Origin of the sequence: Halalkalibacter lacteus (genome assembly GCF_036663595.1) — a bacterium.
GTDB classification, from domain to species: Bacteria; Bacillota; Bacilli; order Bacillales; family Bacillaceae_D; genus Halalkalibacter; species Halalkalibacter lacteus.
Window position 1 is genome coordinate 19,473 of record NZ_JAWRVL010000032.1, and the last position, 17,476, is coordinate 36,948.

Annotated in this window: 19 protein-coding genes and 2 riboswitches; of the genes, 6 read left to right on the top strand and 13 right to left on the bottom strand. The window is 37.0% G+C overall.

Going from position 1 to position 17,476, the window contains the following annotated elements; genetic code table 11:
• Positions 1-133: 133 nt before the first annotated feature.
• From SAZ04_RS18170 to SAZ04_RS18220, 11 genes are all read right to left on the bottom strand, one after another.
• Complete coding sequence (locus SAZ04_RS18170; protein ID WP_332697868.1) at positions 134-475, bottom strand: hypothetical protein; 342 nt, start codon at positions 473-475, stop codon at positions 134-136.
• 260 nt (positions 476-735) lie between these two features.
• The gene (locus tag SAZ04_RS18175) at positions 736-1,230 is read right to left on the bottom strand and encodes a fasciclin domain-containing protein (protein WP_332697870.1); all 495 of its coding nucleotides are present in this window, start codon (positions 1,228-1,230) and stop codon (positions 736-738) included.
• Between the two features lie 364 nt (positions 1,231-1,594).
• Positions 1,595-1,777 carry a hypothetical protein gene (locus tag SAZ04_RS18180; RefSeq protein ID WP_332697872.1) on the bottom strand — a complete coding sequence of 61 codons (183 nt, stop codon included), beginning with the start codon at positions 1,775-1,777 and terminating at the stop codon, positions 1,595-1,597.
• Between the two features lie 207 nt (positions 1,778-1,984).
• Positions 1,985-2,653 carry a thiaminase II gene (tenA, locus tag SAZ04_RS18185; RefSeq protein ID WP_332697874.1) on the bottom strand — a complete coding sequence of 223 codons (669 nt, stop codon included), beginning with the start codon at positions 2,651-2,653 and terminating at the stop codon, positions 1,985-1,987.
• Between the two features lie 55 nt (positions 2,654-2,708).
• Positions 2,709-3,455, bottom strand: coding sequence for an ABC transporter ATP-binding protein (locus SAZ04_RS18190; protein WP_332697877.1), 747 nt, complete (start codon positions 3,453-3,455; stop codon positions 2,709-2,711).
• A gap of 19 nt (positions 3,456-3,474) precedes the next feature.
• Positions 3,475-4,518: an ABC transporter substrate-binding protein gene (locus tag SAZ04_RS18195; RefSeq protein ID WP_332697879.1), complete on the bottom strand. Its 1,044-nt coding sequence runs from the start codon at positions 4,516-4,518 to the stop codon at positions 3,475-3,477.
• A 12-nt stretch (positions 4,519-4,530) separates the two neighbouring features.
• Positions 4,531-5,316 (bottom strand): ABC transporter permease, encoded by a 786-nt coding sequence (locus tag SAZ04_RS18200; RefSeq protein ID WP_332697881.1) that lies wholly within the window; start codon positions 5,314-5,316, stop codon positions 4,531-4,533.
• A 61-nt stretch (positions 5,317-5,377) separates the two neighbouring features.
• Positions 5,378-5,490, bottom strand: a riboswitch (TPP riboswitch).
• A gap of 131 nt (positions 5,491-5,621) precedes the next feature.
• Complete coding sequence (locus tag SAZ04_RS18205) at positions 5,622-5,999, bottom strand: peptide-methionine (S)-S-oxide reductase (protein ID WP_332697883.1); 378 nt, start codon at positions 5,997-5,999, stop codon at positions 5,622-5,624.
• A 91-nt stretch (positions 6,000-6,090) separates the two neighbouring features.
• Positions 6,091-6,205: riboswitch (SAM riboswitch) on the bottom strand.
• A 277-nt stretch (positions 6,206-6,482) separates the two neighbouring features.
• Entirely contained in the window at positions 6,483-6,950 is a 468-nt protein-coding gene (locus tag SAZ04_RS18210) for a (2Fe-2S)-binding protein (protein WP_332697885.1), read from the bottom strand.
• Positions 6,943-7,785 (bottom strand): FAD binding domain-containing protein, encoded by an 843-nt coding sequence (locus SAZ04_RS18215; RefSeq protein ID WP_332697887.1) that lies wholly within the window; start codon positions 7,783-7,785, stop codon positions 6,943-6,945. Before SAZ04_RS18215 ends, SAZ04_RS18210 begins: the two co-directional genes overlap by 8 nt.
• Complete coding sequence (locus SAZ04_RS18220; RefSeq protein WP_332697889.1) at positions 7,786-10,107, bottom strand: xanthine dehydrogenase family protein molybdopterin-binding subunit; 2,322 nt, start codon at positions 10,105-10,107, stop codon at positions 7,786-7,788. It lies immediately after the preceding gene.
• Between the two features lie 218 nt (positions 10,108-10,325).
• Between SAZ04_RS18220 and SAZ04_RS18225 the strand changes: the two genes are divergently transcribed.
• From SAZ04_RS18225 to SAZ04_RS18240, 4 genes are all read left to right on the top strand, one after another.
• Entirely contained in the window at positions 10,326-11,249 is a 924-nt protein-coding gene (locus tag SAZ04_RS18225) for a YIEGIA domain-containing protein (protein ID WP_332697891.1), read from the top strand.
• Complete coding sequence (locus tag SAZ04_RS18230; protein WP_332697893.1) at positions 11,249-11,449, top strand: capping complex subunit for YIEGIA; 201 nt, start codon at positions 11,249-11,251, stop codon at positions 11,447-11,449. The genes SAZ04_RS18225 and SAZ04_RS18230 overlap by 1 nt, the downstream gene beginning before the upstream one ends.
• 263 nt (positions 11,450-11,712) lie before the next feature.
• On the top strand, positions 11,713-12,777 hold the full coding sequence (locus tag SAZ04_RS18235) for an XdhC family protein (protein WP_332697895.1): 1,065 nt from the start codon (positions 11,713-11,715) through the stop codon (positions 12,775-12,777).
• Positions 12,722-13,354 (top strand): NTP transferase domain-containing protein, encoded by a 633-nt coding sequence (locus tag SAZ04_RS18240; RefSeq protein WP_332697897.1) that lies wholly within the window; start codon positions 12,722-12,724, stop codon positions 13,352-13,354. The genes SAZ04_RS18235 and SAZ04_RS18240 overlap by 56 nt, the downstream gene beginning before the upstream one ends.
• On the opposite strand, the gene SAZ04_RS18245 is transcribed toward SAZ04_RS18240, so the two are convergent.
• Positions 13,347-14,243 carry an EamA family transporter gene (locus SAZ04_RS18245; RefSeq protein WP_332697899.1) on the bottom strand — a complete coding sequence of 299 codons (897 nt, stop codon included), beginning with the start codon at positions 14,241-14,243 and terminating at the stop codon, positions 13,347-13,349. The genes SAZ04_RS18240 and SAZ04_RS18245 overlap by 8 nt on opposite strands.
• A 142-nt stretch (positions 14,244-14,385) precedes the next feature.
• Positions 14,386-15,861, bottom strand: coding sequence for an alkaline phosphatase family protein (locus SAZ04_RS18250; protein WP_332697901.1), 1,476 nt, complete (start codon positions 15,859-15,861; stop codon positions 14,386-14,388).
• Between the two features lie 190 nt (positions 15,862-16,051).
• Here SAZ04_RS18250 and SAZ04_RS18255 point away from each other — a divergent pair, with 190 nt between their 5' ends.
• Entirely contained in the window at positions 16,052-16,570 is a 519-nt protein-coding gene (locus SAZ04_RS18255; RefSeq protein ID WP_332697903.1) for an undecaprenyl-diphosphatase, read from the top strand.
• A gap of 213 nt (positions 16,571-16,783) precedes the next feature.
• On the top strand, positions 16,784-17,251 hold the full coding sequence (locus tag SAZ04_RS18260) for a hypothetical protein (protein ID WP_332697905.1): 468 nt from the start codon (positions 16,784-16,786) through the stop codon (positions 17,249-17,251).
• Positions 17,252-17,476: the final 225 nt, after the last annotated feature.

Consider the following 17,476-nt stretch of genomic DNA (forward strand, 5'->3'; position numbering starts at 1 on the left):
TTTTTCAAAGGATCGTAATGACGTTCGTCTTGCGATACTTTCTACTTTACCAAAAAACTAATTAATACTTGGTACTTCTTTTAAAGCGCTTCGATGACTGCTATAAAAGGATTACTAAAAGGAATTCAAAAAGTTAATAAACATCTTCGTAATCATTATTATCCTCCTTTTTCGATGACTCAGTCGTTAGTTCTTCTGAAAACTCTGCCAAAGCGGCTTTATTTGGTCTTCCTATGGTATTTATTTGAGCGTTTCTAAGGAAATTCGTAATAGGTTGATTCATTTGTTGCATTCCATTTTCACGCCCCCTTATAAGACTGTAAGCCGTAGCCCCAATTCCTAACCCTAATCCAAATACTGAAAATAGCATTCCGCCACGGTTGTTGCGTCTAGCTCCAAATAATTGCTGTGTTCGTCTACCCGAATTGAATACAGCTGTTATCCAGCCAATATGATTGATCATTGAATTCATCATTTAGTTAGCGCTCCCTTTAGTTTGTCATCTTCCTTCAACTTTATTATTTATATTAATTACACAATTATGAGGACGAACTTTTTCCAATCATGGAGCGGAAATCATTAATAACATTACGAATAAGGGGCTTTCTTCTTTGCGGTAAAGGGAGTTTTAGGAGTGCTATGATTTTAAAAATAAAGACTGAATCCAATTGAAATTTATTGGAATTCAGTCTTGTCCATTTTATCGATATTCAAATTCGGTTACTTTATCAATTCTTATGGCAATAATACGGCGTCAATGACATGGATGACACCATTTGAAGCCTCTATGTCTGGTTTTACGACATTTGCTTTATTCACTTGAATAGGGTCAAGCGAAATGGTTACTTCTTTCTCAGCTAACGTTTTCACCTTCATCCCGTCTTTCAGATCACCAGACATCACTTTACCAGGTACGACATGGTAAAGCAGAATATCTGCTAAGTCTTTTCTAGCTAATAATTCTTCTGCTGTTATACCTAATTCTTTTAGTAGTTTTTCAAACGCCTCATCTGTCGGAGCGAATACAGTAAACGGCCCTTCGCCTTTCAGCGTCTCGATCAAACCAGCTTTCTCTAGAGCAGTGGCCAACGTATTGAAGTCACCTGCTTCTACCGCTGTATCGACAATGTCCTTGTTACTTCCTGGATTCTCTGCTGCAAATCCTACGGTTGAGAATGACATGACCATCATGAAAATCAACAAAACCATTGCGTACCATTTCTTATCCATTAATAAAGCCTCCTTTTTTTACCGGTAATCATCCAATTTTTAAAGAAATAACACTCGCTCCAACACTCTCTTAAGCGCCACACCCCCGATATGTAAACTCCAAAGGTAGTATTCGTTTATTTGACACTTTTATCCTTAAGTAAACAATAAAAAGACTTATAATGATCTTTAGTAAAAAACCAAAGATACAATCATCCCCCTTTTGTGAAGAGTGGATGATCCATATAGAGCCTTCCTACAGTAAACTTAATTTGCAAAACAAGAAATTGAAGACATACGGCCCACCATAAAAAAGGTCCAGCAAACAAGCTGAACCTTTCATCACCTTATTTTATTTATACCGTAGTGCAAAACGATAAAAAAATTAATTCATCCCGTTCCATTTCCCTTGGTTTTTGGATGATTTTAGCTTTTTAGCTTTTTCTTTGTGCTGCCTGTTAGCTGCTGCACTTCCAAGTTCTTTAGAGAACTCTGAATCAGTTTTACTTGAATCAAATCCTTGTTTGTTCTTTTGGTCTGCGTTCGTTTTGCCATTTCGTTTCGCCATAGTATCACTCCTTCTCTCTTTATTTTGAGAATTAAAAAGAGAATTATACGTGCAACGTCCTGGCTCGTCATTTCTCTTCTACGAGGAAGGATGTCTTTCCGCTATTAACTGGAGATTTTTCAAAAGGTCATTAAGATTAGCAACTTCAAAACCCATCCAAAATAAAATTGGATGGGTCATACAACTAGCTTAAGAACAACTGCTCACCTACACTGGCCACTTCTCTAACGTATAGGACATCTCCCAAAACATATGCTCATACCTGCTGCTTGTTATAAAAATAGACTCCATTCGTTGCTTCTCTTCTTCTGAAGCTTTTTCTGCGCAATCATCCAAACGGTTAATCTGTTCCTTTACTAACGTTGCAAACCATTCGTCACCATACGTATCAATCCACTTTTGATAGACGGGATGTTCTGGAGTAGACCCTTTATACTTCTCTCCGATTTCCCAGTACAACCAATAGCAAGGAAGAATAGCCGCAATCACTTCCCCTAGAGAGCCTTTATAGGCAACAGAAAACAAATGATTCGTATAAGCAACTGCAGTCGGAGCAGGTTCCTCAGCCATATGGCCTTCACTATTCTTTTCTAGTCCTAAGTCTTTTGCAAATCCTTCATGTAGCATATGCTCTGCATCAAAAGTCGATTTAGCATGAAACGCCATTTGCGACGTTGTATGAAAATCTAATGCTTTTGCAGCCCCAATCGCTTGTACTTGAGCAAACCTGGAAAGGTAAAAGGAATCTTGCTGTACATAATATGTAAAACACTCAATTGGTAATGATCCATCAGCTACTCCTCTAACAAACGGATGTTCAAAGCTTGCATTCCAAATGGAATCTGCCTTTTTTCGAAGTTGTTCTGAAAATTTCATTTCATTCATCCTCTCTTTAATAATCTATTCCCAAAACTTATAAGTTAAATAGCTTTCATTCGTTCATTTCGTATAATGCGTTCATTAATCGTCCTTTCAACTCTAAAAATTCGGAAGTGACCTTCATTTCTGTTTTCCTTGGCCGAGACAATGTCACCTTCTCTTCTAGAATGACCTCTGTCGGACGAGGAGCTAGCACATAAATACGGTCTGATAAGAATATCGCTTCATCAATACTATGTGTGATAAATAAGACGGTTCGTTGCATTTTCCTCCATATTTGCAACAGCCAACTATGCATTTTTTCACGAGTTAACGCATCCAGAGCGCCAAAAGGTTCATCTAATAACAATAGTTCTTTTTTATGCAAAAAGGTTCGTAGCAACGCAGCTCTTTGTTTCATTCCTCCCGACAAGACGTCCGGATAAGAATGCTCATATCCTTCTAATCCAAACAGCGGAAAAAGAGAAAGTGCCTCTTCCTTTACTTGTTCTGTTTGTTGCTTCGTTATCATTGGACCTAAAAGAACATTTTCTAGCACGGTTTTCCATGGGAATAATAAGTCCTTTTGCATCATGTAACTGCTATAACCACGTTTCCCAATTATATTCTGACCATCTAGCAAAATTTCTCCCTCATGCGGAACTTCAAGGCCCGTAATTAAATTAAATAATGTACTTTTGCCACAGCCACTTGGTCCAATTAATGAAACAAACTCTCCTTTTTGAAGAGACAGGTTTATTCCTTTAATAACGGGTTCCCCGCCAAACGAATGCTGCAGATTGCGAATGCTTAGTTCCATATACACTCCTAATTTCTCATTAAGGTAAGAATTTATTTGTCATCGCTTCTTCAGTCGATACTTCTGTTTCAATTAGTCCAGCCTCAAGCATCCAAGAGGAAAAATTATCCCAAATGTCTTCACTTTGAATGCCCCACTTTTCTGCACCCCCTTGATAACGAGGGCTTAGCCAATTTTGTGACGCACGAATAAGTTCTTCATCTGTTTCCGGGGTAGCCGCAATTAACATCTCTGCTGCTTCCTCTGGTTGTTCAATCGCAAATTCATATCCTTTTGACACAGCTCTTACAAATTTTTCAACTAGCTCAGGCTTCTCTTCAATGACAGCATCGCTGCTAAAAATAACAGGAGAATAATAGTTAAAGACAGGATCAATATCTTTAAGATAAATCATATTAATGTCTTCACCACGAACTTCCGCTTCAATCCCCGTCCAACCATAAAAAATCCATTGAAAATCAATGTCTCTCTTCGTATTTGCAAAAAAGTCAGCTGAACCAACAATGACATTTTCAACAGTTGAAGGATCTACCTGATGCTGATTTAAAACCGTGTTCAAAATTGCCTCTTCCTCAGCACCACCAAAACCGCCATATGTTTTCCCTTCAAAATCCTCTGGTGATGCAATCTCTTTTTCAACTGGAGAAGCAAAACCAGATGTATGCTCCTGAATCACAGCTGCGATCGAAACGACTGGAATATCTTTTGATCTAGCAATAGTAACACCAGTTTGAGATCCGATCCCAAAATCAGCTTGTCCTGCCGCAACAATTGGTACAGCACCTTCCATCGCAGGTTCGATAATCGTTAAATCAATTCCTTCTTCTTCAAAGAATCCTTTTTCTTTGGCGACATAAATACCGGTATGATTCGTGTTCGGTACCCAATCTAACATAAAGGTCGCTTCAACTAATTCTGAAGATTCAACCTGCACCTCTCCCCCAGCTTCTGATTCGATTTCCGTCTCCACTTCTTCACCTTGACTTGACTCTTCTACTTGATTGCAACCAACTAAAACAAGCATGATGATCAATAACAAAAAGGTACTTACTTTCTTTAACATCGAATTCTCTCCTCAATTCATTTTTTTATATTTGTGAGACTTATGTTTCCACGGCATCATAACTCTACCTAGGAAAACAACAACTAAAAATAACAGGCAGCTTAATAGTGAAATTAATACAATAACGACGAAAACTTTGTCTGTTGCAAACGAGCTTTGAGCTTTTATTAAATAAATCCCTAACCCAGAACTTGCACCGACCCACTCTGAAATAACAGCTGCTAACACACTATAAGTCGCTCCGATTCTCAACCCTGTAAATAGATAAGGAAGCGCGTGTGGGAATCGAACAGAATAAAACACCTGCCAAAATGACCCTCCCATTGATCTGACAAGCCGAATCATATCACGATCACTTGATTGCAGTCCCTCAACTACACTAACGACAACCGGAAAAAAAGTCACTAAAGCTACGACAAGCACCTTAGGAAGAATTCCGTACCCAAACCAAATAATAAGCAAGGGGGCAATCGCAATAATAGGAATCGTTTGCGAGAATAAGAGAATTGGATAAAAACTTTTACGTAAAAACGGCGAGATATCTAATATAAAGGCCATCACTAACGCAACCGCAATGCCTAATAAGAAACCAAGCAGCGCCTCTTTCGAAGTCATCCAAATATGTTCCGGTAATAGGTGCCACGTTTGAAACAACGTATGAACAATCAAACTGGGAGCTGGTAAAATCCAGTTTTCAATCTCCCAAATCCTAACAGCCACTTCCCATACCACGAGAAAAATTAAAATAGCGCTGATCGCAGGTGCAGCTGAACGGACAAACTGACGTAAAGAAACCATGTATACCTCCTTTCGCAAAAAAAGCCTACACACCACAGAGGCGTGTAGACTTACATATCACACGTAATTCTAATAAACATCCCTCCGCAGGCATTACCCAGATCAGGTTTAAAGGGTCGATATCTTCATCGGAATATCCTCTCAGCCAGCCTCATAGCTCCCCTATTAATTTTCATAATTTTTCCTTCGAAAGCGTAACACACATTCTGAATTACAGCAATATTCCGTTCTTTCCAACTGAACAAGATTACTCGTCGTGTAATTGCTTCACAGTTAACTTAAGTATTCTTTCATGTGAAGTTTAATTAGGATATTCGTTTGATCTCTTCCAAGCTAGTAATATGTTTCCATACTGGGGTAATTTCTGTAATAATTTCATCTTTTAAAATATGTTTTAGTTCGTTTTTCTTTTGTTTAGCTATTGTTAATTGATTAATAGTAGAAAAGAAAATGAATGATTGATTTTTAACTTGCTGACCTTCTCTAATTATTGGGTCATGCAAGTCAAAAAACAAATCTAATAATTCGTTATAGGATACTTTCCAAGGATCAAACCATATTTCTACTAGATCTACATTTGCCCGTTTTAAATGCCCTATTTGAACATATTCAATACCACGAAAAACTGTAATAAACGCTTTTTGACTGAAAAACTCACTTGCACCAAACACTGCTTTTTCCATTATTATCGCTCCTCCTGAGCGATAAGCCTCTCATCCATTCAAAAAAACCTCTCTTTAATTTAAAGAGAGGTTAGTATGATTAAATACATTGCTCTCATCTTTCAAAGGTAACACCTTTGCAGGAATTAGCACCGTTCAAGTCAATATTTTGACTTGATGGTTGCCGGGTTTCATAGGGCCTGTCCCTCTACCACTCTGGATAAGAAGTTTATCGCTATTTAATTTTTTATTCTTTAACAACTTTATTGTTACTAATCTTATCAACCACTTAGCTAAAATTCAAGTAATATTTTAAAAATAATGATAAAAGTTGCCCTCTCTAATAGAGAAATGCGCTTGATTATTACAGATAAAAAGAAAATTAGTTAGTAAAACTATGGATTATCCTGCTTAACCTCCTAATAATAATTACTAAATTAGTATCCCAACAATTGATGAAGTAATACAGATTTAATGGTTTTATTATTTTGAACATAGAAAAGCCTATAGATTCTTATGGGGACTTGATAACACTGATGTTATAGCCTCTTTAATTTCTTGATACCCTGTACAACGGCAAATATTAGATTCTAACCAATCCTTAATTATCGTATCATCTGCATTTGGATACTTTTGAATTAATGAATTGCAATTCATAATAAATCCAGGCGTACAATAGCCACATTGGAACGCAAACTTTTCAATAAACTGCGATTGAATTGGAGCGTTTTTAAGCCCTTCCACCGTTGTAACTTTTTTATCTACTGCCTCAACAGCAAGCATTAAACATGACTTCATTGAATCCCCGTCTATATCAATGGTACAAGCACCACAATCACCATTTAAACAGCCAGGTTTTGCCCCGGTTAACCCTAGCTCCGCGCGTAGAACATATAATAATGTATCCGCATATCGTGCATATATCGTACGATCTTCACCATTTATATTTAATGTCATTTCACTTTTATGCATTTCCCTCTCCTTCCCATGCATCTAATACATCAAGCAACGTATTCTTCAATACAAACTGCCGGTATTCTGCAGAACCTTGAACATCATCGAGAATAGGTGCAGGGATTCGTTGTATCGCTTCTTCAATTCTTGTTTCTTTAGATAATTGTTTATTATTTAAACTTTCTTCTATTAACTGATTACGAAAAGGAAATGAACACAGCCCGCTAAAAGCCACTTTGATGTATTCATTGCTAGTAAGTGCCGCAACTGTTAACAGTGGATATCCAACATCCCACTGTCTCCGCTTTTTCACACAAAGAAAAGGCAAATCAACCTCGCTCTGTTCTGTAATTGTTTGAACAAGGAACTCCCCTTTTTCTAATTTTAATTTCTGATTAAACACTTCGTTTATAGGAAGCTGTTTTAAGCCATTATGACTCGCGATTACGACCTGACTATTTGTTAATAAAAGCGGCAACACAGTTTCTCTGTAAATAATGTTTGCACAAATATTTCCACCTAAGGTGATTTTATTCCGCGCGGTATGGTCAGCAATTTCCACTATTGCTTTGCTTAAAAATGGGAATAATTGCACCTCACGGATCTTTGTCAAAGATTGTGCTGCTCCTATAATAACTTTATTCTCATTTTTTTTTAGCACAAGACACTCAAGAATTCCTTTAATATCAATGACAGCACCCGTAATAATTTGATTAACCCTTCCTAATGTTATCACTTCTGTCCCGCCTGAAAAATAGATAGGTTCTTTTCCTTGTTCATCCAATGATTGAAATAATTGACTCGCTTCTTCAATAGATGTCGGTTTATAATATTCAAAATCATATGAGATCATTTATCCCCCACCGCCTTTTACCTTCCAGATTACTTCAGGCGTAATCGGCAGTTTATTTAGATCTACTCCAGCAGCCATTGACAGGCTGTTAGCTAGCGCTGCAGGCATACCAATCAATCCGATTTCACCTACTCCACGCGCTCCGTATGGACCATCAATATAAGGTGTTTCTAGAAAGTGAACGACATATTCGGGATGATCGCCATAACGATACGGAACGTATGTACGCAGACGAGGATTAAGAACTTTTCCATCCTCGCTAAATACAAATGTTTCACTGCTACCAAAATTTAATCCCATACTCATCGCACCCATCACTTGTCCTTTTGCCGCTTTATTGTTTAATACCTTTCCGACATCGATGACAGAGTATGCCTTAAGTATTCTATAAGTATAATCTCTCGTATCAAACTCAACTTCTACACCTTGTGCACCTACTGTATATTCTGGACCTGGTTTACCTTGACCGGTTTCATGATCAATATGAGTTAAATGCCTTAACGTATAACTGCCTCTACCAATCACTTGCCCTCCAATTGAATAGCCACTTGGATATTTATAGCCATAACAAACATCTTTCACATTTATAAACGTATCTGGCTCATCACGAACATAGACCATTTCATTCCCTACTTCTAAGTCATCAGGTGAGCACATCAGCACACGCGAAGCAATATCCTTTAATTGTTCAGTTGCATCATCTGCCGCTTTCAATAAGGCTCTGCCTGCCATTAAAGTCCCCCGGCTCGCAACCGTTTTCCAATGCTCAGGTGTTGTTTGTGTATCGACTTCCATTTTGACATGAATATTATTGATATCCATTTTTAGCTTTTCAGCTAGTAATTGTGCCAGTACTGTTTTCGTACCCGTCCCAATTTCAACAATCCCTGACATTACATTGACACTGCCATCAGCATTAAAAGTTACTGTCACACCAGAGCTAGCCTCTGAGTCAATAGTTGACGTTTTCCAAATACAACTAACTCCTTTCACTCTAATTTTGCGTTCACTTATTTGAGTAACCTGTCCGTCTTTCCAGTTCATTAATTGCTTTAACTGATCGATACAGTTAGGCAAATTTCCAACCGTACTCTGATTAAGGCGAGTTTGAGTCGGAGTAGTATCGCCAGGCATAATTGAATTTTTCTTTCGAAAGTCAATTGGGTCCATGTCAATTTTTTGAGCGAGCATATCCATAGCTCTTTCAAACACAAATAATAGCTCAGAATGACTAAAACCTCTGTACGCTGTTGCATATGGATGATTTGTATAAATACATAGCGAATCACACCATACATTTTCAATATGGTAAGGTCCCGTACAAGTCACCGCAGCAGCTCTGCTTACAGTCGCTCCTTTATCGGAATATGCCCCGCTATCAAACATGTACAAAATTTCAGCTGCCTTTATTTTCCCATCTTTTGTCGCTCCGAGCCTTATGTTTGCATCAAGTCCTATATGTACTGGTGATGTGATCATGTCTTCTTCTCGTGTATTAACAAGTTTGACTGGCCTGCCTCCAACAGCAAGTGTTGCCATATATGCGATGAGTTCTAGTTGTACGCTTACTTTTCCTCCAAACCCACCCCCTACTAGCGGAGTCTTGACAATGATTTTCCCTTCCTCAAGATTAAAATAATCACTCATTAATTTTTTGATCATATAGGGGGATTGAGTTGAAGAGGAAAAGACAACAAATCCGTCTGGACGGATTTCTGCTATCACACACCTTGTTTCCATTGCGATATGGTCAGAAGGAGCAAAAGAAAAGCTAGCCTCTACAGTTGCTTCACTCTCAGCCCATCCTTGTTCCATATTCCCTTTTCGAATTTTCGTACGATCGGCAATGTTCGTATTCGGCTCTGGATAAACATGTTCTATTCTTTCATAACTAGTTAAATTTTCATGGACTAACATAGCATCTGGAAGAAGTGCTTCCTTCGGAGAATTCACAACTGGTAGTGGTTCATATACCACTCCTATTAGTTCAGATGCTTTTTTTGCTTGAATTGGACTATCTGCTATGACTGCAGCGACCGGTTCGCCGTGATACCGTACCTTATCAAAGGCTATTGGAGGTCGGTCGCTAATTTCCTCTCCTGTTAGCGGGAATGGCTGTCCAATAAGTATCGCTCGAACGCCAGGCACTGCACGCGCCTTTTCCGTGTCGATTGCCTTTATTTTTGCATGAGCATAAGAGCTTACGACAAGTTTAATATGTAACATCCCTGATGTTGAATAATCATCTGTATATTTTGCTTTTCCCGTTACCTTTTCGAGCGCTTCTTTACGATAGATACTTTTTCCTATGCTCCAACTCATGAATTTCACACCACCTCTAGAACTAATGCTAGATTTTAAATACTGACAACCTCTTTTAGTTAGAAATAATGATACATTTACTTATTATTGCTTTTCCGAATCATATTCATTCACGGCCAAAAGGAAAACCTCTCTTACATACAATAATAACTATTTGTATAAAAATTCTGATCTAACAAATTCTATCATCAGACTACTTAGTAAGGAGCCCTAATAAAATGTCAAATAACAATGATGTGATTTCACCTGAACTATTAGTCCTTATTATTACAGCAACTGTTATCGGCACATTAGTACGTATTTTGTCCATTAAACTAGATTACAGACAGTACCCAAATTATCCTAACGGCTACCTAATTCATGTTGTGACAGGGGGTCTTGCTGCAGCAATAGGAGCCTTTATCATTCCGGCATTAATGGCAAAGGAATTTACAGCGGTCACCTTTCTTGCTTTAGCCATACAACATTTTCGTGATGTCCGAAAAGTAGAAAGAGAAAGTCTTTTAGACCTTGAAGGAGATGAGTTTACACGACGCGGTGATGCCTACATTGATGGGATCTCGAAAATATTTGAAGCACGTAACTATATCGTATTACTCGTGTCCTTTACTACGGCACTTACAATTCAGCTATTCCAAGAATTTTTGGATGTTGCTGCTTGGATCGAAGTTATATGTGGTTCAGTAGTTGGACTTATTTTATTTTATTTACTGAAACATTTTACGGCGCGACAAAAAGTAAGAGACATCGCAACTGTGACTCAAGGGAAAATAGAAATTAGAGGGTCTGATTTATATGTGGATGATATGTTTGTTTCCCATTTAATGGGTAGAGAGGAAGCAAAAAACTGGTATCTAGAGGATGGATTTGCAGCCATTATCGAGCCAAATCAAGATCATTTTCTAATCCCGCTGCAAAATGGCGGACAACGACAAGCTATTTTATTTGAAGTTACACGGAGACTAGGACAAAAGAAGTTATATAGTGTTCAAAATCCTGCAGACGGGAAAATAATTATTATATTAGTTCCTATCATTAAGAATTTTGATCTGTTGAAAGAAACCATTTTACTTACTCCTTTATTAGAAACGGTGAAGAAAAATCCAGAATTATTACATGTAAAAATGGGAGGACTAAACTAATGGAAAAAAATGGAGGGCAGATCAAAGGCATTCTCGCCTTTATTACAACGGATAAAGACCGTTATTTAGGTGGAGACCCCCTCTCCTTATTAGCAAAAGACCAAGAGGAAGTGGTTGAATTTTCCGAAGCAATTGCTGAAGCATTTTTAGCAGATATACTTGAACTCAAAAGTGGAGATTACTTAATTATAAAAAAATAGTAAACCCCTCTTAAAATTGTTTCGGAGGTGTCCCGAAAGGTCAGATACCGACCTTTTTGGGCACCTCCATTTACGTTAAGTACTTTCTTTTACATTATACTAATTATTCGAGCTATTTATTTTAGGAACTCTTATAGAGCTAGTCAACCTTAAACAGGTTCTACAATTTTGACTAATTCATACTATTCATTACATAAAGTACTTCTTCTTTATTTGCGTAAAGCTACTATGAACTCCTATACCATCAATTTGGAGGGATATTAATGAACGAGTTATTCGATATATTAAAAGCACTTCAGGATTCTAAACATAGAAAAGTTTTAGCTACAATTAATGATGTTGAAGGTTCCTCCTACCGTAAGGAGGGGACTATGATGCTTTATGTGGAGGATGGTACTAAGATAGGCCTTTTAAGTGGAGGTTGCTTAGAGAATGATTTAACAGTGAGAGCTGATGAAGTCATAAAAGAAAAAACTTCTCGTACCATTGTGTACGATATGAAATCAGAAGACGACTTAGCTTTTGGGCAAGGCAGTGGATGTAATGGAACGATATCAGTACTATTGGAGCTAGTAGATACGAAACTCGAAAAACATTTAAAAAAAGTAGAAAATTATTTAAAGCAAGGAATATCGGTTCTTCACGTAAAGAGATTATCAGAATTCGGCACCGTTTTAGACTATATTTTCATTACACAAGATCAGAAAGCCTTTGGTGAATGGTGTGGAGAGTATCCTGCCGAGTTAACCCAATTATTTTCTAAGTGTAAAAAAAGCATAAGTTATCTAGAGAATGTACCAGACCGATATTTTATTCAAGTCTTTAAACCCAAACCCCGTCTCATTATATTTGGGGCAGGACCAGATGTAAGGCCGCTTGTCAGCTTTGCTAATAAGACTGGATTTACCATTATCATTGCTGATTGGCGCCCAGCATACTGTAATGAGACTTATTTTCCAGATGCAACTGACATCATACTAAATCCATGCTCATTTTTAAGCAATTTTTCATTTTCTCTCAATGATTCTGTCATCATAATGACACACAGTTTTCAAAAGGATCAAGAAATCTTAAATACTCTTTTTCAAAAAAGAGTAAATTATCTCGGCGTTTTAGGTCCAAGAAAGCGGACATATCGACTTTTAGACGGTAGGGACATTCCTGATTGGCTTCATTCTCCCGTAGGTTTGCCAATTGGTGCTGAAGGTCCTGAGGAAATAGCAGTAAGCATCCTTGCTGATGTGATTAAAGCAGTTCGAAAGAGGGATCAACATGATTTTTGGAATATACCTAGCAGCAGGCCAGAGCAAAAGAATGGGGTGTCCTAAACTATCCCTTCCTTTAGATAACAAACCATTAGGTAGTATAGCTTTGGAAACAGCGATAGAATCTGCTCTAGAGAAAGTCCTCGTTGTAACTAGAGAAAGCGACTCTCTCAATTGGCTACCTCCCCACTTCTTCCAAGAACTTTCCCAGAAAAAATGGGTCCATATACGTTGCAAGGAATCGTGGAAAGGTCAGGCTGAATCATTAAAGTGTGGACTAACTGCTGCACAAAAAATGCACGCTAAGGCCGTTATGATCTTACTTGCTGATCAGCCATTTGTTACACAAGAGATCATTGATCAGATCGTCACTCAATACAAAACAGAAAAGCCCTATTACATTGCTTCATGCTATAACGGAATGTTAAGACCACCTGTTATATTTAATTACAGCTTATTCCCTAAGCTTTTTCAATTACATGGTGATGAAGGTGCCCGTCAAATAATAAGAAATAGTAATCGAGGATTAACAGTTGAATTTAAAGAAGAGAGAAACTTTCTAGATGTCGATACATCCAAAGAATACAAATCACTTAAAAAATTAGTTTTAACAGATCCAACTTTTACACAATTTATGTAAATAAAACAATGATGACAACACCAGTAAATACTGTAAGGGCAGAGTAAATGGTATTACGAGATATTTTCTCCTCTTCTCTTAAGAATATTTTACTCAGCAGTATTGTTAATACTGGTTCTATTGCTGCTATTGCAGCTACATAAGAAACCTGAATATATGTTATAGCTATAAAAAAAGAAAGCATTGCTCCGCTAGTTAATAAGCCTGCAAAAAAGTAACACAAATTTAAAGTGGCTATTTGATCAGCGATGTTTGCTTTTAAGATACCTTTTTTCCACTCAAATAAAACTACAATAATAATTGCTATTAAAGAGCTAATAAAAGCCCCCAAAAAAGGATCAGGTAATTCTTCTAAACCTGGTTTTCGAATAGCTTGACCTACTCCAAATACAATAGCTGAAAATAAGGCTAAAAAATACCCTTTTTTTAGGTTAACATCTTTTTTTGAAACTGGTGAAATTCCTTGTCTTACTAAGAAAAATCCCTGAATCCCTAACCCAAGCAGAACGAACAGGGTACCTATAAACGGGAAAAAGCCAATAAACTCATTTAAAAAAATTACCGCAAAAAGAATAGTGAATAGTGGAGCACTATTTTTTATTGCAACACCTCTACTCGGACCAATTTTCCGAAAGCTCATAAATAATGTAATTCGCCCTAAAAATGTTGTAAATACTCCTGAAACCCCAAATAAAATCAGTCCGTAAACAGTAATAGGTACTGTAATAAAGTTTCGATAAATAAGAGCAGCTATTCCAAGAACAACTACATTTATAGTAACTGTAATTAAAAATCCGTTGTCACCTTTAGACTTTCCCATACCTTTTCTGATAAAAACACTACTAAATGAAAATCCAACAGCTGTTATAATTGCCAAGAAAATTCCCATATGACACTCCTTATTCACGTACCCTACTATCCAATACTTATCTTTCATAAAACAAAAGAGCTAACATTTTTGTTGGCTCTTTCTTTTTCCGAATAGAATTTCATTTCAAATATATTTCCGTTGTTATAATTTGATTGCTAAGTTATGAACTAGTAAGGGCTAAAATCCACTTTTTCAAGTCGACCATACGGAAAAAATCAGGTGTCGTTTCTGTCCCTGTAACCAGCATCGGAATCAAAGAATCATTTTTATGAAAGCCTCCATGACTAGCGCCTCCCGCATGAGAAGGAGTAACTTCCCCTCTTAACTCATACCCTGGTTTTGCAGATATAACTACAAAGTCTCCTTCATGAGAATGAAGAGTGCTATGAAGCCTTTTTAGAGCATCAGGAAAATCACCGAAAGTGACGTCGTTTCCCGTTATAGTTAAATCAAGAATAGAATGGTCTCCCCTAATCTCCCAAGTTTGATCGAATTCGTCCTTTACTTTTCCACCTTCTTTAAATTGAAAGCTTTCTTTTTTGTCACCCGCAGCGACATGAATCCATTGATCTATCTTCCAGGAGATCATATCGAAGCGTTCCTCTGTTTTCAATTTCTCGACAATCTCTGTTAGTGGTACATCGTCTGTATCTAATGAATAGATAAAACATGACCTCAAGTTGTTTGCTAAGACTACTTGATCTTCTTTTCGCACGCCCTTACTCAATTTTGTGACCTTTAATGGCTTTAATAATTTCCTCAGGTCAACAAAGGCTTGTGTTTTGTCATCTTTTATGCCCGATTGACCATTATCTCCAATCAAAATCCAAATATGATTATCAAGTGCTTCTTGCCATGTCGGAAAGGAGTCCAACATTGTCTGTAAGTTTTTATCCATTTCCTTAATCCCCTTCGTATCCATAGGTCCACGTTTATGAACGTTCTTATCATGATCAGGTAGATAGACTAGGGAAAAATCAGGAATATCATGATTATTGACTAAATGAGTAAATTCTTGAGCGGAGAATTTATTATTAAAACCATATTTATGCCAAACACTGCTGTATTTCCCATTAGGATCCAGCCTAGATAAGCGACCATAGACATACTTTGCGGCAGTCTGCGTTTCAATATGCTTATCAATAGTAACGAAGAACCGTATAAAACTTGGAATTGTTAATCGGTGCGGAACGTTCCCTCTGTTTACAAGCGGATTAATAGAAGCGGATTTTTTCCCTTGCTCGTCTAACTCCTCATGAATTGTTTTCACTTTTGTATTTAAATGTTCATTATTTAATCGGTAAAGAGTATCTTTCAAGCATTTACTAAGTCCAAGTTTCATTTGATCAATTAGGTGCGTCCCATAATTAATGATCCTATTTTCTTTTTCGCTATACCATGTAAGCGCAGGGATTCCATGTTGATCGGAATAATGTCCTGTGAGCAACGTGCTTTCCACATTTACTGACATTGTAGGGAAAGGAGCAACAACACTTGAATAATATGTCCCATGTTCCATAAAGTATGTAAAAGCAGGTAAGGTTTCCTCTTTTAACGCAAGCTGTAACGGTTGATCCATCAATGTATCAAGCATCACTGTAATAACTGGTTTATTAGAAGTAGTAATGTAAGTCACTCCTTTTCATCCTTATTAAAATTTCACTTAAGAAACTCACTGTTCATTTTTAGTATGCAAAAATAATAATAAATTATGAAGGAAAATATACAATTTACTACGTGCTAACTCCCCTCGCATGTCTGTGTCCTACATGTTTCTCATTACAAAGGGAATAATATGTATCGACAGAATAAGGGGGACTAGTTTAATGGACTACAAACTATTTAGAGAGTTAAATCAGTTGGCAGGAAGAAATTCTTTATTAGATATACTAATGATATTTTTTTCAAACAAGGTTCGCTATATATTTATATTTGTCTTAATTTTAATGTTGTTTCAAAATTCACACAAAAAAGTGGCGCTATCTGCAATCACATCCGCAGTATTTACCTTGTTCATCAATAGGTTGATTAGGCTGGTGTATTTTAAACCCCGCCCTTTTGTGAAAAACCGTGTAGGCATTCTTATTCCTTCAAAGACAGACTCTTCATTTCCAAGTAAACATACATTGCTTGTGTTTGCTATAGCTACTTCGATTTTTCTACGGGAACGTATTCTCGGGTCGATCATGTTAGTGCTATCCACGTTAACGGGGTTTTCACGTATTTGGGTAGGACATCATTTTCCATCTGATATAATCGGAAGTGCCTTCATTAGTATCGTCACAAGTATCTTCACTGATAAAGCTTCTAACCGGTTCGCTTTAAAATTTAAACCCTTAAAATAATAGGATTTCACTTTATAGTTAAGAGGAGCACATATTCCCTGGCTTCTTTTAACTATTTTTCTAGGCTATCTAAAAACAGGTATTTGGAAATATCCCTTCCCTGTATAGAAAACACCTTTTTATAGATATGAGAGATTTGTAGCAAAATCCCCTTGCAGCAAATATCACTAACTAACATATGATATCGTAATTTCATAATAAGTGGGTGAATGTATGTATTATTATCCTTATCGCCAAGATTGGGCTTCTGTTATAGAGCTTTTAGATCAAAGTTTATATGCAGAAAAAATGGTTTGTTCAATGAGTACACAATTATTTCACATTCCGACTACACAAAATCTAGAAGGAAATCCCGAAATGCATGAGCATCTTGTTCCAGCTTCGTACCATCGAGTAACAGCGGTAGGTTCTGCACAACGATTACAAAATGGTGAATATCATGATTCAATTATTAATACGTTGATTTCATGTGTAAACAGTGCGCTTAGAGAAGATCAAGAAGTAATGAAATGGTTAGACGTAATGAGAGATAACGCCCCTAATGAATTTAAACCCTTTATTCAAAACATTATTAGTTGGCAACAACAAACTGAACAAAGTATGTCTTCTGCTCAACAACTTTTAAGACAAATGGGATTTGAAATTCAAAATCAAAACCAATATAGTCAATATGCTTATTAGAAGAAGATAAATCTACTATTCCATCAGTTGATTATCTATAATTCAAAAGATGCGTTGAATTTTTAGAATAAGTAAAGAAGCCTACAGGAATTGTACTGCACCCCAAAAGTTAGAGTGAAATCTGACTTTTGGGGTGTTTTTTAATGGCTAAATACAGTGAACAATTTAAGTTAATGCTAGTTAAAGAGTATCAAGAAGGAAAACTAGGATATAACCTTTTGGCTA